22 protein-coding genes are annotated in these 26,405 nt (G+C 65.2%); 11 read left to right on the plus strand and 11 right to left on the minus strand.

Going from position 1 to position 26,405, the window contains the following annotated elements; all coding sequences use genetic code 11:
* Nucleotide 1 precedes the first annotated feature (1 nt).
* Nucleotides 2-973 (minus strand): GDP-mannose 4,6-dehydratase, encoded by a 972-nt coding sequence (gene gmd, locus PVZ78_RS05345; RefSeq protein ID WP_007924592.1) that lies wholly within the window; start codon nucleotides 971-973, stop codon nucleotides 2-4.
* Nucleotides 970-1,881, minus strand: a complete 912-nt coding sequence (locus PVZ78_RS05350; protein ID WP_009051672.1) for a GDP-mannose 4,6-dehydratase — start codon at nucleotides 1,879-1,881, stop codon at nucleotides 970-972. The genes gmd and PVZ78_RS05350 overlap by 4 nt, the downstream gene beginning before the upstream one ends.
* A 432-nt stretch (nucleotides 1,882-2,313) precedes the next feature.
* On the opposite strand from PVZ78_RS05350, the gene PVZ78_RS05355 reads away from it, so the two are divergent.
* From PVZ78_RS05355 to PVZ78_RS05375, 5 genes are read left to right on the plus strand one after another with little or no spacing between them, the layout of a single operon-like run.
* Complete coding sequence (locus tag PVZ78_RS05355; RefSeq protein WP_273828324.1) at nucleotides 2,314-3,912, plus strand: glycosyltransferase; 1,599 nt, start codon at nucleotides 2,314-2,316, stop codon at nucleotides 3,910-3,912.
* Nucleotides 3,912-5,216 (plus strand): glycosyltransferase, encoded by a 1,305-nt coding sequence (locus tag PVZ78_RS05360; RefSeq protein ID WP_028683607.1) that lies wholly within the window; start codon nucleotides 3,912-3,914, stop codon nucleotides 5,214-5,216. The genes PVZ78_RS05355 and PVZ78_RS05360 overlap by 1 nt, the downstream gene beginning before the upstream one ends.
* Nucleotides 5,213-6,103: a class I SAM-dependent methyltransferase gene (locus PVZ78_RS05365; RefSeq protein WP_028683608.1), complete on the plus strand. Its 891-nt coding sequence runs from the start codon at nucleotides 5,213-5,215 to the stop codon at nucleotides 6,101-6,103. The genes PVZ78_RS05360 and PVZ78_RS05365 overlap by 4 nt, the downstream gene beginning before the upstream one ends.
* A complete protein-coding gene (locus PVZ78_RS05370; protein ID WP_135007070.1) occupies nucleotides 6,100-7,257 on the plus strand; it encodes an acyltransferase family protein in 1,158 nt (385 codons plus the stop codon). The genes PVZ78_RS05365 and PVZ78_RS05370 overlap by 4 nt, the downstream gene beginning before the upstream one ends.
* On the plus strand, nucleotides 7,251-8,075 hold the full coding sequence (locus PVZ78_RS05375; protein WP_009051667.1) for a class I SAM-dependent methyltransferase: 825 nt from the start codon (nucleotides 7,251-7,253) through the stop codon (nucleotides 8,073-8,075). The genes PVZ78_RS05370 and PVZ78_RS05375 overlap by 7 nt, the downstream gene beginning before the upstream one ends.
* A 171-nt stretch (nucleotides 8,076-8,246) precedes the next feature.
* Here the strand turns inward: PVZ78_RS05375 and PVZ78_RS05380 are convergent, their stop codons facing one another.
* A complete protein-coding gene (locus PVZ78_RS05380) occupies nucleotides 8,247-8,873 on the minus strand; it encodes a LysE family translocator (protein WP_009051666.1) in 627 nt (208 codons plus the stop codon).
* Nucleotides 8,874-9,018: 145 nt separating this feature from the next.
* Between PVZ78_RS05380 and PVZ78_RS05385 the strand changes: the two genes are divergently transcribed.
* A complete protein-coding gene (locus PVZ78_RS05385; RefSeq protein ID WP_009051665.1) occupies nucleotides 9,019-9,492 on the plus strand; it encodes an Lrp/AsnC family transcriptional regulator in 474 nt (157 codons plus the stop codon).
* A gap of 115 nt (nucleotides 9,493-9,607) precedes the next feature.
* Here PVZ78_RS05385 and lpdA read toward each other — a convergent pair whose 3' ends face one another.
* The 7 genes from lpdA to PVZ78_RS05420 form a co-directional block, all read right to left on the minus strand.
* Nucleotides 9,608-11,008, minus strand: coding sequence for a dihydrolipoyl dehydrogenase (lpdA, locus tag PVZ78_RS05390; RefSeq protein WP_124302285.1), 1,401 nt, complete (start codon nucleotides 11,006-11,008; stop codon nucleotides 9,608-9,610).
* A gap of 234 nt (nucleotides 11,009-11,242) precedes the next feature.
* Entirely contained in the window at nucleotides 11,243-12,175 is a 933-nt protein-coding gene (locus PVZ78_RS05395; RefSeq protein WP_009051663.1) for a phosphatidate cytidylyltransferase, read from the minus strand.
* Between the two features lies 1 nt (nucleotide 12,176).
* On the minus strand, nucleotides 12,177-12,800 hold the full coding sequence (locus tag PVZ78_RS05400; protein ID WP_009051662.1) for a lysophospholipid acyltransferase family protein: 624 nt from the start codon (nucleotides 12,798-12,800) through the stop codon (nucleotides 12,177-12,179).
* 9 nt (nucleotides 12,801-12,809) lie between these two features.
* Nucleotides 12,810-13,265: a hypothetical protein gene (locus PVZ78_RS05405; protein ID WP_110176385.1), complete on the minus strand. Its 456-nt coding sequence runs from the start codon at nucleotides 13,263-13,265 to the stop codon at nucleotides 12,810-12,812.
* Entirely contained in the window at nucleotides 13,255-14,598 is a 1,344-nt protein-coding gene (locus PVZ78_RS05410; RefSeq protein ID WP_273828325.1) for a phosphatase PAP2/dual specificity phosphatase family protein, read from the minus strand. The genes PVZ78_RS05405 and PVZ78_RS05410 overlap by 11 nt, the downstream gene beginning before the upstream one ends.
* Nucleotides 14,598-16,355 (minus strand): bifunctional alpha/beta hydrolase/class I SAM-dependent methyltransferase, encoded by a 1,758-nt coding sequence (locus PVZ78_RS05415; RefSeq protein ID WP_101284042.1) that lies wholly within the window; start codon nucleotides 16,353-16,355, stop codon nucleotides 14,598-14,600. Before PVZ78_RS05415 ends, PVZ78_RS05410 begins: the two co-directional genes overlap by 1 nt.
* A gap of 10 nt (nucleotides 16,356-16,365) precedes the next feature.
* Nucleotides 16,366-17,019 (minus strand): CDP-alcohol phosphatidyltransferase family protein, encoded by a 654-nt coding sequence (locus tag PVZ78_RS05420; RefSeq protein ID WP_041987965.1) that lies wholly within the window; start codon nucleotides 17,017-17,019, stop codon nucleotides 16,366-16,368.
* Between the two features lie 240 nt (nucleotides 17,020-17,259).
* On the opposite strand from PVZ78_RS05420, the gene hflK (PVZ78_RS05425) reads away from it, so the two are divergent.
* From hflK (PVZ78_RS05425) to cfaB, 5 genes are all read left to right on the plus strand, one after another.
* A complete protein-coding gene (hflK, locus tag PVZ78_RS05425) occupies nucleotides 17,260-19,227 on the plus strand; it encodes a protease modulator HflK (protein WP_273828326.1) in 1,968 nt (655 codons plus the stop codon).
* Nucleotides 19,224-20,273, plus strand: coding sequence for a protease modulator HflC (hflC, locus tag PVZ78_RS05430; protein ID WP_273828327.1), 1,050 nt, complete (start codon nucleotides 19,224-19,226; stop codon nucleotides 20,271-20,273). The genes hflK (PVZ78_RS05425) and hflC overlap by 4 nt, the downstream gene beginning before the upstream one ends.
* Nucleotides 20,270-21,328 carry a protease modulator HflK gene (gene hflK, locus PVZ78_RS05435; RefSeq protein WP_009051655.1) on the plus strand — a complete coding sequence of 353 codons (1,059 nt, stop codon included), beginning with the start codon at nucleotides 20,270-20,272 and terminating at the stop codon, nucleotides 21,326-21,328. The genes hflC and hflK (PVZ78_RS05435) overlap by 4 nt, the downstream gene beginning before the upstream one ends.
* Nucleotides 21,325-23,229, plus strand: a complete 1,905-nt coding sequence (locus PVZ78_RS05440) for a cation-translocating P-type ATPase (protein ID WP_028683619.1) — start codon at nucleotides 21,325-21,327, stop codon at nucleotides 23,227-23,229. The genes hflK (PVZ78_RS05435) and PVZ78_RS05440 overlap by 4 nt, the downstream gene beginning before the upstream one ends.
* A 326-nt stretch (nucleotides 23,230-23,555) precedes the next feature.
* Nucleotides 23,556-24,743, plus strand: a complete 1,188-nt coding sequence (cfaB, locus tag PVZ78_RS05445) for a C17 cyclopropane fatty acid synthase CfaB (RefSeq protein ID WP_009051653.1) — start codon at nucleotides 23,556-23,558, stop codon at nucleotides 24,741-24,743.
* Between the two features lies 1 nt (nucleotide 24,744).
* Here the strand turns inward: cfaB and cls are convergent, their stop codons facing one another.
* Nucleotides 24,745-26,184, minus strand: a complete 1,440-nt coding sequence (gene cls / locus PVZ78_RS05450; protein WP_273828328.1) for a cardiolipin synthase — start codon at nucleotides 26,182-26,184, stop codon at nucleotides 24,745-24,747.
* Nucleotides 26,185-26,405: the final 221 nt, after the last annotated feature.

Raw genomic sequence — 26,405 nt, forward strand, 5'->3', positions numbered from 1 at the left:
CTTACTCCTTGGCGACGCGTTTCATGTCCGCATCCATCATCATGCGGATCAGGGTTTCCAGATGGGTCTTGGGTTTCCAGCCGAGTACCCGTTGGGCCTTGGCCGGGTTGCCCAACAGCACGTCGACTTCCGCGGGGCGGAAGAACGCCGGGTCGATTTTCACGTAGTCACGGTAGTTCAGGCCGACGTGTTCGAAGGCGATCTGGCACATCTCGCGCACGGTGGTGGTGACGCCGGTGGCTACCACGTAATCATCGGCCTTGCCTTGTTGCAGCATCAGCCACATGGCTTCGACATAGTCGCCGGCGAATCCCCAGTCGCGCTTGGCGTCGATGTTGCCCAGGCGCAGCTCCTGCTGCTTGCCCTGTTTGATCCGGGCGGCGGCGTCGGTGACCTTGCGGGTCACGAACTCGATGCCGCGCAGGGGCGATTCGTGGTTGAACAGGATGCCGCTACTGGCATGCAGGCCGAAGCTCTCGCGGTAGTTCACGGTGATCCAGTGTCCGTAGAGCTTGGCCACGCCGTAGGGGCTGCGCGGGTAGAACGGGGTATTTTCGTCCTGCTGCTCGGCCTGGATCAGGCCGAACATTTCACTGGTGGAGGCCTGGTAGAAGCGGGTGTGCGGGCTGAACTGGCGGATCGCCTCGAGCAGGTGGGTCACGCCCAGCCCGTCGACGATGCCGGTGGTCACCGGCTGGTCCCAGGAAGCGGCGACAAAGCTTTGCGCCGCCAGGTTGTAGAGTTCGTCGGGCGCCGCCTTGATCACCGCCCGTTGCACGGAGCAGGCGTCGGCCATATCGCCATCCAGGTAGCGGATCTCGCCCTCGATACCCATCTCACGCAAGCGCCAGCGCGAGTCGCTGCTGCGTCGCGCCACCAGTCCGTGAACCTGATAGCCCTTGTCCAGCAGCAACTTGGCCAGATAGGCGCCGTCCTGCCCGGTGATCCCTGTGATCAGTGCACTTTTTGTCATTCTTGTCGTACCCGTGACTCCCAGTCGGACAGGATCGCCCGCAGGGATTGTTTTATTGTGGTTTCGGGCGTCCATCCGGTGACGGCTTGCAGCCTGGCGTGACTGCCACAGACACGACGCTGTTCTGCCCGTCGCAGACGGGCGGGGTCTTGAACCAGTTCCATTTCGACCTGGGCGATGTCCGCCAGCTGCTGGATCAGGCTGCGGATGCTGTGCTCCTGGCCGGAGCAGATGTTGTAGACCTGGCCCGGCACGCCACTGCGCAACAGGGCCAGGTAAGCGTTCACCACGTCAGCGACATCGAGGAAATCGCGGGTGACGTCGATATCGCCGACCTCCAGCCGCGGTGCCTGCAGGCCGTGCTTGATCCGGGCGATCTGGCGCGCGGCGCTGGCGACGGCGAAGCTGTCCAGCTGCCCGGTACCGATATGGTTGAACGGTCTGGCCACCATCACGGGCCAGCCTTCGCTCATGCCCCACTGCAGGCACAGGAGTTCGGTCGAGGCCTTGCTCACCGCATAAGGATTGCGTGGGGAGGGCGGCTGGCGCTCGTCGATGGGCAAGTCGTTTTCGCTGACCTGGCCGTAGACGTCACCGGAGCTGACGTACAGGAAGGTGCCGCTGAAGCCGCGAGCTTTCAGCGCTTGCAACAGGTTGAGGGTGCCCAGCAGGTTGATCTGCAAGGTCCGGGCAGGATCGCGGAAGGCTTCGGGGACGAAGGTCTGGCCAGCCAGGTGAATCACCGCATCCGGCAACTCGGGCCACAGGTCTTGCAGGCTTTGCGGTTGGGTCAGGTCGAAGGGCGGCGCGGGCAACAGTTCCCAGCCTGAATCGGCAGCGCCCAGGCGGGAGCGTAGATGACGTCCCACGAATCCATTCAGGCCCGTTACAAACAGACGCTTTTTCAAGCAGCAGCCTCTTTAGACGGAGGCTTCGGCAATATTTGGACACATAATTCGTGTGAGAAATACGAAAACTCTGCTATTTCCCAGGGCCTTTCTATTGACGAAGCTTGTTGTAGTTGTTTGGTGGTCAATCTGTGCCAATTGCGTTGGAATTTCAATAAGTCCTACCGTGACCGGTAAGTTCTCGTTTTCCAGCATAGGAAAAATCTTGTTGAGAGGTTCCCGAATCTTAAACGGATGTGTTTAGAATGCCCCTCGTCTCGACCCCAAAACGATCAGGATGGCTGTCTCGGCGCCATGCAAAACTGACCAATAGAACAAGAACGTAGACGGGCATGAGAACGATGGATGCACGCCTACCAACACCGGCGTGGTGCCATGGCTCTACCGTCATTGTGTGAAGGTGCCAGGATGGCGGCTTCATCGTGAGATGCCATGAATTTCATTCTTTATTCGGATGTGAACGACGGCTCCATCAGCCAGAGCCTCGGGCGTCCGGAATACAGCTATTACTTCGTGCTCAAGGCCTATCGCCCGGTGCTGGAAAGCCTTGGGCGAGTTCATGTGGTGCAGACGCCCGCCGAGGTCGATCGGCTGTATCACGAACTGCGGCTCAAGGGCGAAGACAGCCTGTTTCTTTCGTTCACCCCACCCCAGAAAACCCCGCTCGACCTGGACTGCCCGACCCTGTGCGTGGTGGCCTGGGAGTTCGACTCGATCCCCCACGAATACTGGGATAACGACCCGCATCAGGACTGGAGCCGCACCCTTGGCCGCCATGGCCGGGTGATCACCCTGTCCAGCCATACGGCCCGGGCGGTGCGGCGGGTGCTGGGTGAGCATTTCCCGGTGCTGGTGCTGCCTACCCCGTTGTGGGAGCGCTTCGACGGCGTCCGCGGGCAATACCCCAATGTGCCGGTCAACGCCGGCACCACCCTGCAGATCAAGGGCTGCATCATCGACAGCCGGACGCTGGGGCTTTCCGCCGATGGCCTGATCGCGCCGGTACTGGAAGAAGTGCCACCGTCTCCTGCTCCAGTCGAAGTCGAGGCCGAAATCGTCGCAGCCCCGCCGCTGACCGCCAGGCGCCGGCTGTTCATCGCCAAGCACTATCTGCGCGAATGGTATCGGGCGCTGGCCGGCGGCGAATGGCGCCGGCCGTTGTTCATCAGCAAGCACTACATTCGTGAATGCTACCGCGAGGGGTTGCGTGACCGGGTCCCCGAACGCCTGCGGGCGTTGATGGCCAAGCCAGGCCCGGAGCACGTTGTGCCAGCGCCACCTGCGCCCGAGCCAGAACATCCCCAGGCCGTCCTCCCGGCCACCGACCAGCAGGTGGAGTTCCAGGTCGATGGCGTGGTCTATGTCAGCGTGTTCAACCCCGACGACGGCCGCAAGAACTGGCATCAGTTGATCACCGCGTTCTGCTGGGCGATGCGCGACACCGAAGACGCCACCCTGGTGTTGAAGATGACCCAGAACGACCTGTCGACCTATTACGTCGAAATGCTGACCCTGCTGTCGCAGCTGTCTCCGTTCAGCTGTCGGGTGGTGGCCATGCACGGTTATCTGGACGACGAGCAATTCGCCCGGCTGTACGGCGCGGCCAGTTTCTACGTCAACGCCTCGCGCTGCGAAGGCCTGTGCCTGCCGCTGATGGAGTTCATGGCCTGTGGCAAACCGGTGATCGCGCCGCTGCATACGGCCATGCTGGATTACATCGACGAAGAGGTGGCCTTCGTCGTCAAGTCCAGCCAGGAGCCGGCGATCTGGCCGCAGGACTCGCGCATCCTGTTTCGCACCCTGCGCCACCGCCCGGACTGGGGCTCGTTGAAAACCGCCTACCAGGACAGCTACCGCATGGCCAAGGAAAACCCCGTGGGCTACCAGTCGATGTCCCTGGCCGCGGCCCGGCGCATGCAGGAATACAGCAGCTTCGCCAGCGTCCAGGGGCGCCTGCGGGACTTCTTCGCCCTGACCCCGTTGACCGAGGCTGACGGCGCGTCCTCCCTGGCTGTGGCGGGTAACGCCTGATGCTGATCCTCATCCATTCGGAAACCAACAAGAGCAATATCCAGCAGAACCTCGGCCGCCCTGAATACAGCTACTACTTCGTGCTCAAGGAGTTCCGGCCGGTGCTGGAGCGGCTGGGCCAGGTGTTGGAGGTCAGCAACCCCGACGAGTTGGTGGACCGCCTGTATTTCGACTGCCAGAGCCGCGGCGAGGCGTGCATTTTCCTGTCGTTCTCGCCGCCCCATCGCACGCCCAACCATTACGCCTGCCCGACCATCCCGGTGTTCGCCTGGGAGTTCAGCACCATTCCCACCGAAAGCTGGCAGGGCGAGCCGCGGCATGACTGGCGGCTGGTCCTGGGCACCGCGGGCGCGGCAATCACCCACTCCAGCTTTACCGTGCGAGCAGTGCGCGATGTGATGGGCGAGGACTATCCGATCTGTGCGATCCCGGCCCCGGTCTGGGATCGCTTCGCCCGCCGTGGCGAGCAACTGGGCAAGCAGGCGCGGGCGTCCCGGGTGACCCTCAATCTGCATGGTCTGTTGCTCGACAGCCGCACCCTGGACCTGAACGCCTACGGTCCGAGCACGCTGCGCGAAGGCACGCCGCTGGTGCTCGATACCCAGGCCCGCGATTGCCAACTGCTGCTCGACGGGGTGGTCTACACCTCGGTGTTCAACCCCTACGACGGGCGCAAGAACTGGCAGGACATGATCAGCGCGTTCTGCACCACCTTTCGCGACTGTGCCGACGCCACCCTGGTGCTGAAACTGACCCACCACGATATCGGCAACGCGCTGGCCGACATGCTGCACCACCTCTACAAGAACCAGTCCTACCAGTGCCGCATCGTGCTGATCCACGGCTTCCTGTCCGATCCGGACTACGAGCGGCTGGTGGAGGCCACCTGCTATGTGGTGAATTCCTCGTTCGGCGAAGGGCAGTGCCTGCCGCTGATGGAGTTCATGTCCTGCGGCAAGCCGGCGGTGGCGCCGTGCAACACCGCGATGGCCGACTACATCGACCACGACAACACCTTCATCGTCGACTCCACCGACGAACTGACCGCCTGGCCCCACGATCCGCGGGCCGCCTATCGGACCCTGCGCTACATCACCAACTGGGATTCGCTGTGCTCGGCCTATCGCGCCAGCTACGACGTCGCCCTGCAGGACCCGGAGCGTTATGCACGGATGTCGACCCATGCGATCGAAAGCCTGCGGCGTTTCTGTAGCCAGGCCACGGCCGAACAGCGCCTGGGTGAGTTCTTCCAGCAGGTGCTGGAGCGGCGCAAGGCACCTGCCACCCCCGGGCTTCCCGCGTGATGCGGGCGTTTCTGCGGCGTTTGCGCAGGGGCGCGCCGTTGCCTGCGCCGCTGCTGGCCGAAGCGCCCAAGGTGGCGGTTTCTCCCCGCGATTGCGGCTTGCGCGACGCCCTGCTCGACGGCTGGTTCCGTTCTGAAACCGGCGAGCTGCTCAAGGGCTTTGCGATTACCGCTGAAGACACCCTGCTCGATGTCGGCTGTGGCGAGGGCGTGGCCACGCTGTTCGCCATGCGTCAGGGCGCTTCGGTGATTTTTACCGACAGCGAGTTCGACAAGGTGCGCGAGCTGGCCCGGCAAGTCGCCGAGCAGTCGGACGTGCCTGCCCTGGGGCTGGTCAGCAACAGCCTGCCGTTGCCGCTGGCCCAGGGCTGCGCCAGCAAAGTGGTGTGCATGGAAGTGCTGGAACACATCGAACAACCCGCGCCGTTTCTCGCCGAGCTGGTGCGCATGGGCCGCCCCGGCGCGCAATACCTGATCAGCGTTCCGGACCCGGTGGGCGAGCATCTGCAGAAGGGCATCGCGCCGCCCGGCTATTACCGCGCGCCGAACCATGTGCAGATCTTTTCCCGCGAAGGCTTTGGCCAGATGATCGAGGCCGCCGGGCTGGTCATCGAACACCGGCAGGCCACGGGCTTTTTCTGGGTCATGGGCATGATCTTCTTCTGGGCCAGCGAACGGGCCGCCGGCCGCGAGCCGCCGGGCGCCGTGCGCGACCGGATCCAGGCGCCGTACCCGGCGCTGATGGAAGGCTGGGCACGGACCTGGGAAGAACTGCTGGCGCAACCCGACGGGCTGGCGATCAAGCAGGTGCTGGATGGCTTCATGCCGAAAAGCCAGGTCATCATCGCCCGCAAGCCGCTGTCTGGCGCAGTGGCTGAGCCGTCTTGAACGACAAGCGGATCATGGACATCGAGCTGCTGCGGGGCATCGCGGTGCTGGGCGTGGTGTTCCATCATCTGCAAGGCAGTCTGTTTCGCGACGGGCTCGCCTGGCTGGGCAGCGTTGCGGCCTACGGCCAGTTCTGGTGGGGCGTGGACCTGTTCTTCGCCATCTCCGGCTTTGTCATCGCCCGCAGCCTGGTCCCGCAACTGCGCGCCTGCACCAGCGCCGCGCAGTTCTGGCAACGGACCCGCGACTTCTGGATTCGCCGCGCCTTCCGCCTGTTGCCTTCGGCCTGGTTGTGGTTGCTGCTGATATTGCTGGCGACCCTGTTTCTCAATCGTTCGGGGGCCTTCGGCAGCCTGCACGCCAACCTGTGGGCCACGGTTGCCGGCCTGTTGCAGTTCGCCAATTTGCGGTTCGCCGACAGCTTTTTCCACTATGAGTACGGCGCCAGTTTCGTCTACTGGAGCCTGTCGCTGGAGGAGCAGTTCTACCTGTTGCTGCCGCTGCTGGTGCTGTTATGCCGCAAGTACCTGGCCTGGGCGTTGCTGGCGCTGGTACTGGTGCAGATCCTGACCCTGCGCTCGGCGCTGCTGATGGTCATCCGGACCGACGCCATGGCCCTCGGCGTATTGCTGGCGCTGTGGACGGCCCGCGGCAGCTACCGGCACTGGGAGCCAAAGTGGCTGGGACGGTATCCGGGGCTCGGCCCGCTGCTGTTGATCCTGTCGTGCCTGGGCCTGGGCTGGTTGGCCACCGATGGTTTTAATGTCACCCGTTACCGGGTTGGCGCCCTGGCGGTGCTCTGCGCGCTGTTGGTATGGATCGCTTCCTACAACCGTGACTACCTGTTGCCCCGCGGCCTGCTGAAAAGTCTGTTGGCCTGGGTCGGCAGCCGTTCCTACGGGATCTACCTGATCCATGTCCCGGTGTTTCTGCTGGTCCGCGAAGCCTGGTTCCGCCTGGCGCCCCTGGGCACGACCGGGCTGAACGAGCAGCCGCTGCTGGCAATGGCCTGCGCCGCGGGCCTGCTGCTGTTGCTGAGCGAACTCAACTACCGTGTCATCGAGTTGCCCCTGCGCAATCGGGGCGCCGAGCTGGTGCAGCGCCTGGGGGCAGCCCGCTCTCCCGTTCCTTCCACTGGAGTCACTTCATGCTGAGCCTTCTGAAAAAACTCACGGCGAGCGCTCCTGCGGCCGTGACGCCCGAGACCCCGCCGCCGGCCAAGGTCGATCCGTACATGCTGGGCCTGCAGGACGCCATGCTCAGCGGCTGGTTCAACCAGGAAAACGGCGAGTTGTTCACCGGCTTTCCGGTGACGGCCGAGGATACCCTGCTGGATGTCGGCTGTGGTGATGGCGGTAACGTGCATTACTGCGCGATGCGCGGGGCGAAGATCATCATTGCCGACATCGATGCGGCCAAGGTCGAGGCGACGCGCCAGCGCCTGAGCGATACGCCGGCCCGCGGTGTCGAATGCCATGTCACCGACTGCAATCCGTTGCCGATCGCCGACGGTACCGCCAGCCGTGTGGTGTCCACCGAGGTCATCGAGCATGTGGACGACCCGGCGCAGTTTCTCTCCGAGCTGGTGCGGGTCGGCCAGCCAGGCGCGCTGTACCTGTTGAGCGTGCCGCACCCGAGCTCCGAGGACCTGCAAAAGGACATCGCCGCGCCCGAGTATTTCCAGAAGCCCAACCATATCCGCATCATCAGCGAAGAGCAGTTCAAGCGGATGGTCGGCGACGCCGGGCTGGAGGTGCTCAGCCATAGCCAGTACGGCTTCTACTGGTCGATGTGGATGCTGCTGTTCTGGGAAGCCAAGGTCGAATTCAGCAACCCCGACCACCCATTGCTCGACCAGTGGGCCAGCACCTGGCAGACCATCCTCAACTCGCCGCGTGGCGTACAGATCAAGCACGCGCTGGACGCTGTGGTCGCCAAGAGCCAGGTCATCATTGCCCGCAAGCCGGCCTGAATCGGCGCGGGCTTTTGCCCGCTTGAATGAGGCAGGACGCTGGCTTTTGTAGCCGCTGCCGCAGGCTCGGGCCGCGTTCGGACGATCGCGACCGAAGGGCGTGCAAAGCCACAAGATCGCTGAAGGCCTGCGGCCTTATCGCAGCCTGCGGCAGCGGCTACAGGGTCTGCTTCAGGCCTGTTGCACGAAAGTCAGGCGCAGGGCGAAGCCGATCAGCAGGCTGCCGAACAGCCATTGCTGGACCCGCTGGGCGGCGCGGTTGTGCGCCAGCCAGCGGCCGATCCAGGCGCCGGCCAGGGCGTAGGTGCTGTCGAACAGCAACCCCACCAGCACCAGCAGCAGGCCGAGGCTGGCGAACTGCGCGGCCACGGGGCCGGCCTGCGGGTCGATGAACTGTGGCAGCAGCACCGAGCAGAACAGCAGCGCCTTGGGGTTGAGCAGGTTGGTCAGCAGGCCGCGGCGGATCGCTTCGCGCCAGCGCAATGCGCTCGCGGCTTCGCCGTTTTGCAGGCTGGGCAGCAGGTTGGCCCGCAGGCACTGCACGCCAAGCCACAGCAGGTAGGCGGCCCCGCCCAGGCGTACCACTTCGAAGGTCCAGGGCGCGGCCTTGAACAGGGCGGCCAGGCCCAATGCCGCCAGCGCCACATGGCAGCCCCGGGCGATCGCCAGGCCTGCCGCGGTGGCCAGCGCCAGGCCCTTGCCCTGGCGGGCGCCGGTTTGCAGCAGCAGGATCATGTCGGGGCCGGGCAGCAGATAGACCACCGCCAGCGCCAGGAAAAACATCCAGAGTTGTGCCACCTTGCCACCCCTTTCGTTGTCGATTCGGTAGCCAGAGTCTAGGGCCGAAGGGCAGGGCAGGTGCTTGCGTAGTCAGCCAGCATGAGGGCGGAAATTGGCATAATCTTCCGTCTGGACATGGAGTGACTATCGGAAAATGCCAAAAATGAAACTGGATGCCTACGACCGCAAGATTCTCGCCGCCCTGCAGCGCGACGGCCGCCTGAGCAACGTGCAACTGGCGGAGGAGATCGGCCTGTCGCCCTCACCCTGCCTGCGCCGGGTACGGATGCTGGAAGAAGCCGGGGTGATTCGCGGCTACCAGGCCAACCTCGATCGCGATGAAGTGGGCCTGGGGCTGACGGTGTTCGTCGGGGTCAAGGTCGAGCGGCACACCGACGAGCATTCCGAAGCCTTCCACAAGGCGGTGACGGCGCTGCCGGAGGTGCTTTCGGCGTTCCTGGTGTCCGGCGAGTCGGACTTTCTGCTGCAGGTGGTGGTGCCGGACCTGCGCGCCTACGACCGCTTTCTCACCGGCAGCCTGCTGAAACTGCCGGGCGTCAGCGATATCCGCAGCAACTTCGCGATCCACACGGTGAAGACCCCGGGGGCGCTGCCGCTGGGGCATCTACCGGCCTGACGCGATCATCTGTAGCCGCTGCCGAAGGCTGCGATCGCGACCGAAGGGCGCGCAGGATCTGAAGATCGCTGAAGGCCTGCGGCCTTATCGCAGCCTGCGGCAGCGGCTACAGGCTCTACATCTGCGTCGCCATCCCCTCGACATCCATCGCCGCCTGGCGCAATGCCTCGGAGCGGGTCGGGTGCGGGTGGCAGGTCAGGGCGATATCTTCGGCCGAGGCGGAAAACTCCATGGCCACGCAGTATTCGCCGATCATTTCGCTGACGCTCGGTCCTACTAAATGCACGCCGAGGATTTCATCGGTCTGCGCGTCCGCCAGGACCTTGGCGAAACCTTCGGTCTCATGGTTGATCTTGGCCCGGCTGTTGGCCGTGAAAGGGAACTTGCCGGCCTTGTAGGCCCGGCCCTCGGCCTTGAGCTGCTCTTCGGTCTTGCCGACGCTGGCCAGCTCCGGTTTGGTGTAGATCACACTGGGGATCAGGTTGTAGTTCACTTCACCGGCCTTGCCGACAATCTGTTCGATACAGGCCATGGCCTCGTCCTCGGCCTTGTGGGCGAGCATCGGCCCGGACGTGACGTCGCCGATCACCCACACGCCAGGGGCCTCGGTGCGGTGCTGGCGGTTGGCGAGCATGCCTCGCGAGTCGGTGCCCAGGCCGACGTTCTCCAGCCCCAGGCCCTGGGTATAAGGCCGGCGTCCGATGGCCACCAGCACGTAGTCGGCTTCCAGCAGCTGCGCCGTGCCGCCCGCCGCCGGCTCGATGCTCAACTGCACGCCGTTGGCCGAGGTGCTGGCGCTAGTGACCTTGGTGCCGAGCTTGAAGGCGATCCCCTGTTTGCCCAGGGCCCGTTGCAGGGTCTTGCCGGCTTCGCCATCGACGCCGGGGCAGATGCGGTCCAGGTACTCGACCACCGTCACCTGGGCCCCCAGGCGCCGCCAGACCGAGCCCAGCTCCAGGCCGATCACCCCGGCGCCAATCACCACCAGGTGCCGGGGCACTTCGCTGAGGGACAGCGCGCCGGTGGAGTCGAGGATGCGCCGGTTGTCGATCTCCACCCCGGGCAACGGTGTCGGCTCGGAGCCGGTGGCGATCACGATGTCCTTGGCCTGCAACCGGGTCTTGCCGCCGGCGCTGTCGGTCACCGTGACCTGGCCCGGGCCGTCGATATGGCCCCAGCCCTTGATCCAGTCGACCTTGTTCTTGCGGAACAGGAACTCGATGCCCTTGGTCAGGCCCGCCACGCTGTCGTCCTTCTGCTTCATCATCTGGGCCAGGTTGAGGCTGGGCTTGACCTCGATGCCCAGTTCGGCGAATTCCTTGCCCATGGCCGCGTCATACAGCTCCGAGGCATGCAGCAAGGCCTTGGACGGCATGCAGCCGACGTTCAGGCAAGTACCGCCGAGGGTGGCGCGGCCTTCGACACAGGCGGCCTTGAGCCCCAGCTGGCCGGCGCGAATGGCGGCGTTGTAGCCACCGGGACCCCCACCGAGGATGACGACGTCGTAGCTGCTCATGGCTGTTCTCCTGCGATCGCAAAGACGGGTTTAAAGGTAGTCGAGCAAAAAATTATGACCGTAATATGAGCGTGCGAAGGCTAGGCGGTCAAGAAGCGGTATTCACATTCCTTGTAGGAGCAGCCGGTCGACGCTCGATTGCTCGCGATGGCATCGACGCGGTCCTGCCGTTGAATCGCGTTGGCCGCATCGCGAGCAAGCTTCGCTCCTACAGAAGAAGAGGGGGCGGGGTGTTCAGGTCCACCAGTAGCGCACGAGGTGGAAGAAGATCGGCGCGGCGAAACACACCGAGTCCAGGCGATCGAGCATGCCGCCGTGGCCTTCGATCATGTGGCCCCAGTCCTTTACCCCGCGGTCGCGCTTGATCGCCGACATGACGATGCCGCCGGCAAAGCCCAGCAGGTTGATCAGCAGGGCGATCAGGAACGACTGCCAGATAGTGAACGGGGTGATCCACCACAACGCGCCGCCGATCAGCGAGGCCAGCAGGATGCCGCCGACAAAACCTTCCACGGTCTTGGACGGCGACAGCCGCGGGGCGATCTTGCGTTTGCCGAAGAGTTTTCCACAGACGTACTGCAGCACATCCGACATCTGCACCACGATCACCAGGTAGGCGATCAGCAGCAGGTTGCGCCCTTCGTAGCCGGCGATATCCAGGGTCAGCAGCGCCGGCACGAACGACACGCAGAACACCGCGATCATCAGCCCCCACTGGACCTTCGAGGCGCGCTCGAGGAAGTGCGTGCTGTCGCCGCCCAGGGACGCGAGGATCGGCAGCAGCAGGAACACATAGACCGGGATGAAGATCGAGAACAGCCCGTACCAGTCGAAGTAGATCAGCAGGTATTGCACGGGCAGGGCCAGGTAGAACGCCGCCACCAGCGCCGGGTAGTCGCTGCGCCGGGTCGGCATCAGGGTCAGGAACTCGCGCAGGGCGTAGAACGAGACGGCGTAGAACAGCAGGATCACCGCGCTGGTGCCGAGCCAGAAGGCGACGCCGATCACCAGCACCATCACCCACCAGGCGTTGATGCGCGCGTTGAGGTTGTCGATCACCGAGCTCGGCGCGCCACGGGTGCGCAGCTTGAGCAGAAAACCGATCAGCGAGGCCAGCACCAGTACCGCGCCGATCCCGCCGAACAACATCAGGGTTTGCCTATCCATCTCAAGAATGCTCCGGGGCCATGGCCAGCAGCGCTGCGCGGCTGCGTTCGAGGAATTGCTCTTTGCTTTCGCCGTCCTCCAGGGACAGCGGCGCGCCGAAGCTGGTGGTGCATAGAAGCGGCAGGGGCAGGAAACGACCCTTGGGCATCACGCGGTTGAGGTTGGCGATCCACACCGGAATCACCTGGGCCTGTGGGTAACTTTTCGCCAGGTGATAGATGCCGCTCTTGAACGGCAGCAGGCCTTCCTCCTCCAGGTTGCGCGTGCCTTCGGGGAAGATGATCAGCGAATCGCCGTTGGCCAGGGCGTCGAGCATCGGCTGCAAGGGGTTATCCACAGGCTCCTTGCGCTCGCGGTCGATCAGCACGCCGTTGAACACGCGGTTGATGATGTAGCGGCGCAGCGGGCGGGTCTGCCAGTAATCGGCGCCGGCCACTGGCCGCGTCACCTTGCGCAGCGCGGGCGGCAGCGAGGCCCACAGCAGCACGAAGTCGCCGTGGCTGCTGTGGTTGGCGAAGTAGATGCGTTGCACCGCCTGCGGCCCGCAACCGAGCCACAGGCTGCGCGCCCCGGTGATGGTGCGGGCGGCGGAGGTGATGAGGGTGGCGACCAGGGGTTCGAGCATGAGAATTCCTTATCCGGCGATGGCCAGCCAGGGGCTGGCCAGGATGAAGCCCAGTGTCAGCAGTACTTGCGCCGCCAGCAGCCAGGCCTGGCGACGCAACAGGTTGAGGGCGCCGCGGCTGCGTTGTTGCCATGGGCGGCCGCCGGCGGTCGCCGGTTGCAGGCCGAGGGCGCTCAGCGCCTGGTCCAGCGCGGCGCTGCGTTCGGCCAGCGGCAGCGGGCTGTCCGCCACTCGCTGGAACAACTCGGCATCGAAGGCCACCCGCAGCGCCCAGTACTTTTGCAGCACTCCCAGGAGCAGCAGGGCGACGCTCAGGGCAATGGCCCAGGGGGCGGACGCGCCGAGCAACCACTGGCCGAGGCCAAGCAGGGCGCCGAGCAGTGTCAGGCCTGTGGATAACAGGTCCAGCGAATGCCCGCGGCGCAACAGGCTCGCCACCGCATGCAGTTCCATATCAGTGGCCATGCACCTTCCCCTGGGCTGTGGATAAAGGCTCCAGGGCCCGGCGGTGCGCGGGTTGCAGGACGATCTGCGGGCGTGCGCGACGGATCTGCACGATGGCCGCATCGACGCTGGCGGCGCGGCCTGTGTACAACAGCCAGGCGGCCACGGCGGTGGCACTGCGCGAATAGCCCAGGGCGCAGCAGACCAGCAGCGGCGCGTGCTCGCGCAGGCTTTCGATGGCTTGCGCGGCCTCGCGGCATTGCAAGGGGGTGGGCGCGGTCAGGTCGAGCACCGGCACGCAGCGATAGGCCAGGTGACGGCCGTCCATGGACAGCTCGGCGCACAGGTCGACCACCGCGCTGAACGGGCTGTCCTGCAGCTCGCCCGGGGTCGGGATGCGCCCCAGCCAGACGTTATCCACAACCTCGTCGGGCTGTGGATGCTTGCGGGTCCACAGCCGGGAATTGGTCCAGGCCGCCGCCAGGTAAGGCGCCAGCAGCCAGCGCGTGGCGTTGCTAAGGCGGCCGTCCGCGCCTTTCTGGAAACCCTTGGCGTCGAACAATCCGTAGTTCAGCGCCACCAGCAGCAGGGCCACGGCGGGCCACAGCAGCCACAGCCAGGTTGCGGCGAAGGCCAGGGCCGGCACGGCAAACAGCAGTGCCCCCAGGGCATAACGCAACGCCAGGCGCCAGCGCTGGCGATCGCGAGCCAGGCGCAGGTTCTGCAGCATGCCGGGACGGTCCAGCGGCCACAGCCAGACGCACAGCCAACCGGCCAGGGCGCCTGTGGGCAGGTCGATAAAGTGGTGTTGATAAGTGGTCAGCACCGATACGCCGATCAGCGCGAACCAGCCGTGCACCAGCCAGCGCCAGATGCCCTGGACATGCCGCGCATAGCAGACCCACAGCACCACCAGCAGCGCGATGTGCAGCGACGGCGCCTGGTTGAACGGCTTGTCAAAGCCGGCCAGCACGTCGAACAGCCAGCCGAACAGGCCATCCAGCTCCGGGCGCTGGAAGGTGAAGCGCAACGGCCAGAGCAGGAAGCAACTGACCGCGATGACTTGCGCGGTCAACAGGCGCAAGGCGTGGCGCTTGAGTTCTTCGCGGCTGGTGGGCAGCAGCAGGGAAAAGCCGTACAGCAGGTCGATCGACCAGTAGGGCACGATGCTCCAGGCCCAGAACGGCATCTGCCGCTCCCAGTCGAACACCAGGCTGCCGACCTCGGCCCGTTGCGAGGTGACCCAGGTGGCGAAGCCGTAGGTGCCGAAAAACAGCGGCGCCAGCAGCAACAGCCAGAGCACCGCGGGTTTCAGCAGGCCGGGCTCACGGGTGTATGTCGCGGCGACCGTCATCATTGCACCCGCTGCGCCAGCGACACGCTGAAAATGCCCCACTGGTCGACGCGCAGGGTGATCCGGCGGAACCCCGCGGCTTCCACCAGTTGGTCCATCTCGGCCTGGGTCCGCCGGCGCATGACCCAGGCCTGCCCCGCGCGATGGCTGGTCAGGGCGCGGGCGATCAGCTCCAGCTGCGGGTGCCACGGCTGCCCGGTGTAGACCAGGTAACCGCCGGGCTCCACGGCGGCGGCCAGGCCCGCCAGGGAGTCGCTGACCATCTGGTTGTCGGCGAACAGCTCGTACAGGCCGGACACCACCGCCAGCGTCGGCTTGGGCTTCAGGGCTGCGAGGTCGTTGCGGTCGAAGGCGTCGGCCTTGACGAAGCGGGCAATCTGGCCCAGGCCTTTCTCGGCGATCAGCGCGCTGCCGTCGCGCACGTTGATGTCGCTGTAGTCGCGCAGCAGGATCGATTCCGGCAGCGGGCTGACGCCCTGCAAGGCTTCGAGAATGTAGCGCCCGTGGCCGGCGGCGATGTCGACGATGCGCACTTCGCGCTGCTGGGCGCGCAATTTCTCCATGGCCAGGCGCAGCAGTTCTTCCACATGCAGCTTGCGTTGGCGAATGCCGCGCCAGCCGATGGAGTCCAGGTAGTTGCGGTCGATCATCCGGCCCAGGGCCGAAGTGCCGGTCGCCTGGTTGCGGTACACGTAGTCCAGGGTGCTGCCGGAGTCGAAACCGGTGTCGAAGCCCAGCTTGACCCCGGCCGAGAGCTGGCTGCCCAGGCGCATGCTGGCGCGGGTCAGGCGCCAGTAGAGGTCGCGCAGGGAGTTATGCGGCAGCGGTGCCGCCAGTGCCTCGGACTCGGCGCAGGTCAGGCCCAGGCGGTCGGCGTCGAGCAGGGAAGGGCGGTTCAGCGGTCGTGCGAAGTTCTGCAGGATGAACCGCCGGGCGCTGGCGACGGCCGGGGCCCGGGCCTTCTCGCCGAGGGTGTCGTGGAAGAAGCCCGGCAGGATGTGTTTTTCCTTGTGCAGGCTGCCCAGGCGCTCGAAGAACTGCTCCTGGGGTCGGCGATGGACGACGAAGTCGGCGCCGGAGATCAGCAACTGGGTCGGCACCTGGATCGCCTGGGCGTCGGCCACCACCCGCTCGGCGGCTTCGTAGAGGCCGAGCAGCACGTTCACCGAGATCGCCTTGGTGATCAGCGGGTCGCTGTCATAGGAGGCCACCCGCGCCGGGTCGTGGCTGAGGAAGCGCGCCTTGACGTAGCTGTTGACGAAAAAGTTGCCGCGAAACCGCCGCATCAGCGCCAGGCCCGGGCGGGCGAAAGGCACGTAGAGCTTGACCTTGAACGCCGGCGACGCCAGCACCAGGGCGCGGATGCGCGGTGCGTAGTCATGGACCCAGGTGGATGCGATCACCGCGCCGACGCTCTGGGCCACCACGGCCATGTGTTCTTCGTCGATGCCGTGGCTGGCCCGCAGGTGATCGCAGAAGGTCTGCACGTCGCGCACGCTGGTGGCGAAGCTCGGGCTGTCGCCCCGGGCGCCGGGCGACTGGCCATGGCCGCGGGCGTCCCAGGCGAAGAAATCGAAGGCCGGCAGGTCCAGTTCGTCCACCAGATGGGCGATGCGCGCGGAGTGTTCGTGGCCGCGGTGGAACAGCAGCACGGCCTGGCGCGGGCCGTCCGCGGGGGCGGCAGTGGCCGGCCAGTGGCGGTAGAACAGCTCGACGCCGTCGTGAGTGGTGAAGGTCTGGTGGAGAGCTTCGCGCATGGCAACTTCCTTATTCTGAGGGGGCGTTTTGCTGCATTTCTTGTTGCGGCACGTCTTGCTGTCGTGCTTCGAGCAGGCCCTGGCGAACCCGGTTGATCAAGGTGTAGACCAACAACGCGGCGACCACCGCCAGCAGGCCATTGATCCAGGCGGCGCTGAGCCAGCCCAGGGCGATGCCGGTGGCCAGCACGCCGAGTACGAACGCCCGGTCGCTCTTGCCCATGGGGCCGTCGTAGCGACGCGAGGCGCCGATCATCGGCCCCAGCACGCCGGCGTATTCGCTGAACAGCGCCAGCAGCGTCACCAGCAGGACCAGCGGCAGGCTGACGCCGGCAATCAGCGCGAAAGGCAGGATCAGCGCGCTGTCGGCAATCACGTCGCACAATTCATTGAGATAGGCGCCCAGGCGCGATTGCTGGCCGAATTCCCGGGCCAGCATGCCGTCGATGGCGTTCAGCGCCATGCGCAGGATCATCCACAGCGGGATCAGGATGAACAGCCAGAGGTGGTTGGCGAAACTGCCGATCAGGGCCCCCACCAGCACCGAAATCACCCCCGCCAGCACGGTGATCTGGTTGGCCGTGGTGCCGTTGTCGTACAGGCGCTGGACCCAAGGCCGCAGCAGGTTCTGGAAGCGCGGTTTGAGCTGGTAGATGGAGAGCATGGCTGGACGTTTCCTTGTCACAAAGTGGGCCACGGATTATGGCCACAGATCTCGCGGGCTGGCATCAGCGCAGCAGCGGTTTTCCCCGGCTTTGTGACGCGCTCATGGCAAATAAAGGCATAGGTAAGCGACGAAAATTTCACTACTATCGTTATATCGTAACGATTTGTGACAAATACAGCGGCCTGCCGAAGAGTTATCCACAGGCCGGAACGGGTTAACGACCAGCGTTGGGGTGGTATGCAAGTCGATCTTGAGACTGAAGGGGCGGGGGTCGAAGCCTTGCCGAGGTTTCAGCGGGCGGCCTTTCACGAGCGCCGTCTGAAGCGTTGGGGCATCGGGCTGGCGGGGCTGGCCGGGGTGGGGTTGGTGCTGGCGTTTTTCGTCGACCTGTTTGCCCCGCAATCCTTGTGGCCGGCGTTGCTGGTCAATCTGGCGGCGGCTTTGCTGGTGCTGGTCGGCGGCCTGCAGGCGGCGGGCTGGGTCAGTGCCTGGCGCGCGGGTGTGTTACGCGCGCCAGATGTGGCGCCGAACCCGGAGCCGGTTGTGGACGAACCCTTGCCCGATGACGGCTGGTACGAACGCTTGCTGGACGGCATCAGCCAGCGTTGGTCCGGGCTGCTGGCGCAGATCGGCGCGCCGACCTTGTGGCTGGGCGGCTGGGCCTTGCTGGTGCTGTTGGTGATCGAGCAGGCGTGGAACCTGAGCTTGCCCGCCGCAGCCCTGGGCCTGGCGGGCAATGTCGGTGCGGTGCTGGCGCTGTTGCTGGCCTTCGGCTTGCTGGTGTTCGAGCGCCAGCTGAGCCAGGAACACCCCGGCGAATGGCCGGAAGCCGCGGCGCTGGCGCAGTTGGCGCGAGTGGCGATCATCAGCCTGGTGCTGGCCGCGCTGTGCCTGTTGTTCAGCAGCGATACGGCGCTCTGGCCGGTGCGCCTGGGCGTGTTGATCGGCGTATTGCCGGCGCTGGTGGCCCTGGAGTTCCTGCTGCGCGCGGTGCTGTCGTTGTTCAGCCCGCGGCGCGCGCAACTGGAGCCGCGCATGCTGGCCCACAGCGTGATTGCCGATTTGTTGCGCTGGCCGCCGCAGCCCTTGCTGGCCTTGCAGCACGAATTGCACAACCGCTTCGGCATCGATCTGCGGCAGATCTGGGCCTTCACTTATATGCGCCGGGCGTTCCTGCCGGTGCTGCTGGTGGTGCTCGGGGTGGGCTGGCTGCTCACCGGCCTGCATGAAGTGCCGTTGCAGGGGCGGGGCATCTACGAGCGTTTCGGCAAGCCGGTGGCGGTCTTTGGCCCGGGTTTGCACGCGGGTCTGCCCTGGCCGCTGGGGCGGGTGCTGAGTGTCGAGAACGGCGTGGTGCATGAACTGGCCACCAGCGTCGGCGAGGCGCCTACCGTAGTCGAACCGGCATCCGCCGAAGGGCCGCCGCCACAGGTGGCCAACCGTTTGTGGGACGCCAGCCATGTGAACGACAAGTCCCAGGTGATCGCCAGCGGCAGTGCCGACAAACAGAGCTTCCAGATCGTCAACATGGACGTGCGCTTCGTCTATCGCATCGGCTTGAGCGATCAGGCGGCGCTGGCCGCGACCTACAACAGCGCCGACATTCCGATGCTGATCCGCAGCACCGCCAGCCGCATCCTGGTCCACGACTTTGCCTCGCGCACCCTCGATGGCCTGTTGGGCGAAGACCGTACCAACCTGGCCGAGGATATCGGCCGCGCGGTGCAGGCCGACCTGGAGAAGCTCGACAGCGGGGTGGAGATTCTCGCCACCGTGGTCGAAGCCATTCACCCGCCGGCGGGCGCCGCCAATGCTTATCACGGTGTCCAGGCCGCGCAGATCGGCGCCCAGGCGCTGATTTCCCGCGAGCGCGGCGCGGCCAGCGAACAGACCAACCAGGCGCAGTTGCAGGCCAGCATTGCCCGCGACCAGGCCCAGGCCTCGGCCCATGAAGTGCAGGCCACGGCGCAAGCGGCCGACCTGCGTTTCTCCGCCGAGCAAAAGGCCTATGCCAGCGCCGGCCAGGCATTCGTTCTGGAGCAGTATTTGAGCCAGCTGAGCCAGGGCCTGCGCAACGCCAAGTTGCTGGTGCTCGATCATCGCCTGGGCGGCGCCAACGCACCGACCCTCGACCTGCGTACATTCACTTTGCCGACCGAGCCTTCGGTGCCGGGTAACACCGCTCAGCCAGGAGCCGTCCATTGAGCCAGTCCCATTCCCACGATCATCAGGATCACGCCGGCCACGATCACGACGGCCATGGCGGCCATCACCATCATGGGCACCATCATCACCACCACGGCGCGCCGGAAGAGGCGGGGCCCTTTCCCTGGCGGCGCATGGCCTGGGCGCTGTTGCTGGTGCTGTTCGCCGTCGCCGCGGCGAGCCTGGTGCAAGTGCGTTCCGGCGAAGCCACGGTGATCACCCGTTTCGGCAACCCGGCGCGGGTGCTGCTGGAGCCGGGCCTCGGCTGGCGCTGGCCGGCACCGTTCGAGGCGGCGATCCCGGTGGACCTGCGCCTGCGCACCACGTCCAGCGGTTTGCAGGATGTGGGTACCCGCGACGGTCTGCGCATCATCGTCCAGGCCTATGTGGCGTGGCAGGTGCAGGGCGACCCGGACAACGTGAAACGCTTTATGCGCGCGGTGCAGAACCAGCCGGACGAAGCGGCGCGGCAGATCCGTACCTTTGTCGGCTCGGCCCTGGAAACCACCGCCAGCAGTTTCGACCTGGCCAATCTGGTGAACACCGACGCGAGCAAAGTACGCATCGCCGACTTCGAAGCCCAGTTGCGCAAACAGATCGAACAGCAATTGCTGAGTACCTATGGCGTGCGCGTGCTGCAAGTCGGCGTGGAACGCCTGACCCTGCCCTCGGTGACCCTGACCGCCACCGTCGACCGTATGCGCGCCGAGCGTGAAACCATCGCCACCGAACGCACGGCCATCGGCAAGCGCGAAGCGGCGCAAATCCGTTCCGCCGCCGAGCGCGATGCGCGCATCGTCCAGGCCGACGCCACGGTGAAGGCCGCGGATATCGAAGCGCAATCCCGGGTGCAGGCGGCGGAGATTTATGGCCGCGCTTATGCTGGTTCGCCGCAGCTGTACAACCTGCTGCGTTCGCTGGACACCTTGGGCACGGTGGTGACCCCGGGCACCAAGCTGATTCTGCGCACCGATGCCGCACCGTTCCGGGTGCTGGTGGACGGGCCGCCGACCCTCGGCAATAAAGCCGCCGGGTCGCAACCATGAGTTTGGTTCCACGTGGAACACATGAACTTGGCAGCCCGTGGATTCAGGCCGGTCGCCTGGCGTTTCTCGCCCTGTATGCGGTGACCGTGCTGGCGGCACTGGCCTGGGCGTTTTCCAATGTGCGGCAGATCGATCCACAGAACCGTGCGGTGGTCCTGCATTTCGGCGCTCTGGATCGCATTCAGAACGCTGGATTGTTGCTGGCCTGGCCGCAACCGTTCGAACAGGTGGTGCTGTTGCCCGCCGCGGACCGGGTGATCGAGCGCCGGGTGGAAAGCCTGCTGCGTTCCGATGCGGCCCTAAAGGGTGACAAGGTGGCGAGTTTCGCCGTACCGCTGAGCGATGCCCTGGCCGGTTCCGGTTATCTGCTGACCGGCGACGCCGGGGTGGTGCAGCTGGATGTGCGGGTGTTCTACAAGGTCACCGAGCCCTATGCCTTCGTGTTGCAGGGCGAACATGTGTTGCCGGCGCTGGATCGGCTGGTGACCCGCAGTGCCCTGGCCCTGACCGCCGCCCGCGATCTCGACACGATATTGGTGGCGCGTCCGGAACTGATCGGGGCCGACAATCAGGCCGCCGAGCGTCGCGAACGGTTGCGTGGCGATCTGGTGCAAGGTATCAACCAACGGCTGGCGGATCTGGCGGCGACCGGGCAGGGGATCGGCATCGAGGTGACTCGGGTCGACGTCCAGTCCAGCCTGCCGGGACCGGCGGTCAGCGCCTTCAACGCGGTGCTGACTGCCAGCCAGCAGGCCGACAAGGCGGTGGCCAACGCCCGCACCGACGCCGAAAAGCTCACGCAAACCGCCAACGAACAGGCCGACCGCACCTTGCAGGTGGCGCACGCCCAGGCCGGTGAACGCCTGGCCAAGGCCCAGGCCGACACCGCGACCATCCAGAGCCTGGCCCAGGCACAACGCAATGGCACCGACCCGGAAATGCTCCTGCGCATCTACCGCGAACGCCTGCCGAAGATTCTCGGTCAGGCCGGCTCGGTGACCACGGTCAATCCCAAAGACGATTCCCGCCTGATCATTCAGGGAGCCCAACCATGACTGCTCACACCCATGCCGCCGCGCCGGCGAGCATGCTGACTTCCGCCGAACAACGCAGCGCCGCGCGCCAGCTGACCCTGGCCATGCTGGCCTTGGGGCTGCTCGGCCTGGGCCTGGTCTGGCGCTGGCTGGCCCCGGAACAGACCGGCGTCAGCCAGTTGCTGCTGGGTTTCGCCTCGTTGCTGGTGGCGCTGCCGGTGATGCGTTCGGCCTGGTACAGCCTGCGTTACCCGAGCCTGCACGGCATTACCGACCAGTTGATCGCCCTGGCCATGCTCGGCGCCTGGGCCACCGGCGACCTGCTGACCGCGGCGCTGTTGCCGATCATCATGATCTTCGGCCACGTGCTGGAAGAGCGCAGCGTCATCGGTTCCCAGGAAGCCATTCATGCCCTGGGCCGTTTGACCCGCAGCCATGCGCGGCTGGTGCAGGCCGACGGCAGCATTGGCGAGGTGGACAACGCCACGCTCAAGGCCGGCGATATCGTCGAGGTGCGCGCCGGCGACCGGGTGCCCGCCGACGGCCTGGTGCTGTCCGGGCAAGCCAGCCTTGACACTGCGCCGATCACCGGCGAGTCGGTGCCGTTGGAGGCCGATGTCGGTATGCAGGTGTTCGGCGGGGCGATCAATCTCGACGGCCTGTTGCGCCTGGAAGTGACCCGCACTGGCCACGAATCGACCCTGGGCAAGGTCATCGCGCTGATGCAAAGCGCCGAGCGCTCCAAGCCGCCGATCACCCGGTTGCTCGAACGTTACGCCGGCAGCTACATGGTGCTGGTGTTGCTGCTGGCAGCGGTGACCTGGTTCATCACCAACGATGCCCAGGCGATGCTCGCGGTGCTGGTGGCGGCCTGTCCCTGCGCCCTGGTGCTGTCCGCGCCGGCCACGGCGATTGCCGGGATCGCCGTGGCGGCGCGTCACGGCATCCTGATTCGCAGCTCGGCGTTCCTCGAAGAGCTGGCGGACCTGACCTCGTTGGTGGTGGACAAGACCGGCACCCTGACGTTCGGCACCTTGCGCCTGCAATCCATCGACAGCCCGCGGGAAGATCGCCAGGCCTTGTTGAACCTGGCGGCCAGCCTCGGTTCGGCCAGCAGCCACCCGGTCAGCCGCGCGCTGGCCGGGTTGGTGGCCCAGGAGCATTTCCTGGTGTTGTCGGATATTCGCGAGCGCCAGGGTCTCGGCGTGGTGGCGCAGACCGAACAGGGCGAAGCAGCCCTGGGGCGTCCCGAGTTGTTCAGTCAACTCGGCATCGCCACCACCGCGGTACCGGAACATGACGGACCGATTGCCGGGCTGGCGTTGAACGGCGAATTTCTTGCCTGGCTGTTGCTGGCCGACAGCGTCAAGCCGGAGGCGCGTTTTGCCCTCGACGAGTTGCGTGAACTGGGCCTGGGGCGCCAGCTGTTGCTGACCGGCGATCGCCAAAGCGTGGCCGACAGCCTGGCGCGGGATGTCGGCATCGGCGATGTCGAAGCCCAGGCGCTGCCGGAAGACAAACTCAAGCGTGTGCTGGGGGAAATCGACAGCGGTTTCCGGCCGATGGTGGTGGGCGACGGGATCAACGATTCCCTGGCGCTCAAGGCCGGCGTGGTCGGTGTGGCCATGGGCGCGGGTGGGGCGGACATTGCCCTGGCCTCGGCCGATATCGTGCTGATCGGCAGCGACCTGCGGCGTCTTGGCACCTGTGTGCGCCTGAGCCGCCAGTGCCGCCAGACCCTGCAGGTCAATGTGATCATCGGCCTGGGCTGGACCCTGGCCATCGTCGCCTTCGCCGCGTTCGGCTGGCTCGGCGCGGCGGGGGCGATGATCGCGGCGGTGTTGCATAACCTCAGCACCTTGCTGGTGCTGGGCAATGCCGGGCGGTTGCTGCGTTTCCAGGAGCCGTTGCTCAAGTTGTAGGAGCGGAAGACGGCGGCGCTGAGGGGAGCGCCGCTTGTGGCTGTTGCCCCTCGAGCCACGACCGGTTGCTTCTATATATAGAGAGGAGGGCCGGGGTGTGAAGCGCGGGCATGAGCGTCTGCAGCTAGACTTGAAACCAGGTCGAACTGTGGGCCCGCCTGGCGGTCATCTGTGAAGAGGGCCCAGCCCCGGGACGGTCGGCTGGCTGTTCACCAGGGATTGTTGCAATGCCGGCACTGATGAATTTCAGCTATCAGATCGATAGCCTGCTATTTTTTCAGTATGGTCTAACCTCACTCAGACGTCTGAAACAAGGGGGATAATCCATGCTCGCGCAACTTCCACCGGCCTTACAGAATCTGCAACTACCGCTACGCCTGCGGCTCTGGGACGGCCATGAATTCAACCTGGGGCCGGCGCCCAGCGTCACCATTGTGGTCAAGGACCCGCAACTGGTCACCCAGCTCACCCATCCCACTCTCGACGCGCTGGGGGCGGCGTTCGTCGAGGGCAAACTTGAACTGGAAGGCTCGATCAGCGAAGTCATCCGGGTTTGCGATGAGCTGACCCAGGCGCTGCTGGACGGCGATGAACAAGTGCTGCCGGTACGCTCCCTGCACGACAAGGCCACCGACGCGGCCGCCATCTCTTACCACTACGACCTTTCCAACGAGTTCTACCAGCTGTGGCTCGACAGCGACATGGCCTATTCCTGTGCCTATTTCGAGACCGGCAGTGAAAGCCTGGAACAGGCCCAGCAAGCCAAATTCCGCCACCTGTGCCGCAAGTTGCGCTTGCAGCCCGGCGAGTACCTGCTGGACGTCGGTTGTGGCTGGGGCGGGCTGGCGCGTTACGCGGCGCGGGAATTCGGGGCCAAGGTATTCGGTATCACCCTGAGCAAGGAACAACTGGCACTGGCCAGGGAGCGGGTGATCGCCGAAGGCTTGCAGGACCAGGTGGAACTGCAACTGCTGGACTATCGTGATCTGCCTCAGGACGGCCGCTTCGACAAGGTGGTGAGTGTCGGCATGTTCGAGCACGTGGGCCACGCCAACCTGGCGCAGTACTGCAAGACGCTGTTCGGCGCGGTGCGCGAAGGCGGGCTGGTGATGAACCACGGGATCACCGCCAAGCACACCGATGGACGTCCCGTGGGCCGTGGGGCCGGCGACTTCATCGAGAAGTACGTGTTCCCCAACGGCGAGCTGCCGCACCTGGCGATGATCTCGGCCGAGATCAGCGAAGCGGGGCTGGAGATCGTCGACGTGGAAAGCCTGCGCCTGCATTACGCCCGCACCCTGGACCACTGGAGCGAGCGCCTGGAAGACAACCTGGAAGCCGCCTCCCGGCTGGTGCCGGAACAGGTCCTGCGCATCTGGCGCCTGTACCTGGCCGGCTGCGCCTATGCCTTCGCCCGCGGCTGGATCAACCTGCACCAGATTCTCGCGGTCAAGGCTCACGCCGATGGCAGTCATGAACTGCCCTGGACTCGCGACGACTTGTATTACTCGTGAGTTAAAGAATCGGTGAAATAAGCCGGGCTACCCGCATGCCAAGCTGTTGCAGGCGGTGGGTTTCCCGGCTTTCTTCTTTGGCGATTTCGCGCGAGCGTTCGAAGTCGAGGTTGAGCATCTGTTCCACCTCCCTGGCGAAGGCTTCGTCCACGGTCAGCAACATCACCTCGAAATTCAGACGGAACGAGCGGTTGTCCAGGTTGGCGCTGCCGATCGCGCTGATTTCGCTGTCGATCAGCACCACTTTCTGGTGCAGGAAACCCGGCTGATAACGGAACACCCGCACCCCGGCGCGTACCGCTTCGAAGGCATACAGGCTGGAGGCCGCGAAGACGATCCGATGGTCCGCGCGCGACGGCAGCAGGATCCGCACGTCCACCCCGCGCAGGACGGCCAGGCGCAGGGCGGAAAACACTGCTTCGTCGGGGACGAAATAGGGGCTGGTGATCCAGATCCGTTCGGTCGCCGCGTGGATGGCTTCGACGAAGAACAGCGAGCAGGTTTCGTAAGGGTCCGCCGGGCCGCTGGCCAGCACCTGGCACAGCACGCCGTCGTCGGGGTAGGTGTCGGGCAGGATCAGCGGCGGCAGTTGCCGCGAGGCCCAGAACCAGTCTTCGGCGAAGGATTCCTGCAGGCAGGCCACCACCGGGCCGCTGACCGAAACATGAGTGTCGCGCCAGGGCGCCAATGGCGGTTTTTTCCCCAGGTATTCGTCGCCGACGTTATGCCCGCCGACAAACCCCAGCAGGCCATCCACCACCACAATCTTGCGGTGGTTGCGGAAGTTGATCTGGAAGCGATTGAGCCAGCCGCTGCGGGTGGCGAAGGCATGTACCTGGATGCCGGCATCGCGCAGTGGCTGCACATAGGAGTGGGGCAGGGAATGGCTGCCGATGCGGTCGTAGAGCAGGTGGATCGCCACGCCTTCGCTAGCCTTTTTCAGCAGCAGCTTTTGCAGGCGTCGGCCAAGGTCGTCGTCGTGGATGATGAAGAACTGGATCAGCACTGCCGTGCGGGCGCGCTCGATGGCCTGGAAAATCGCGGCGAAGGTGGCATCGCCGTTGACCAGCAGTTGTACATGGTTGCTGGCCAGGCAGGGCATGCGTCCCAGCTTGGGCATGGCCCGCAGCGAGGTGTAGGCGGCCGAGGCGCGGGCACTCAGGGCCTCCTCGACCCAGGGGCGCCAGTTCAGCTCGTTGATCGCCTTGCGCATCTCCAGGTTGGCCTGGCGCCGGGCCTTGATATAGGCATCGAAGGTGCTGCGGCCGAATACCAGATAGGGAATCAGGGTCAGGTACGGCATGAACAGCAGCGACAGGGCCCAGGCGATGGAGCCTTGGGCGGTCCTGACGGTCAACACGGCGTGGATGGCGGCGATCAGGCCGAGAATGTGCAGGGTGGCAATCAGATAGCCAAAGATGTGCGGGCCAAAATAATCCATGGGGCAGCCTTGCTCCTGAAGATTCAATGCCTAGGGGCTGTACGAAAAGTGGCTGCGCGCTGGGCGCTGTCGACGCTACGCAGGCCTGGTGCGAAAACAGGCTCGACCTTCGCTCGCCGACTTTTCATGCAGACCTTAACAGACCATGTTCCACAGCGATTGTCGCTAATTAATTCGCCATGCAACGCCGCTGCATTTTTGGCGTCTAACGGGCCACTACT

Origin of the sequence: Pseudomonas sp. SBT1-2 (assembly GCF_028640875.1) — a bacterium.
Lineage (GTDB): Bacteria > Pseudomonadota > Gammaproteobacteria > Pseudomonadales > Pseudomonadaceae > Aquipseudomonas > Aquipseudomonas chlororaphis_I.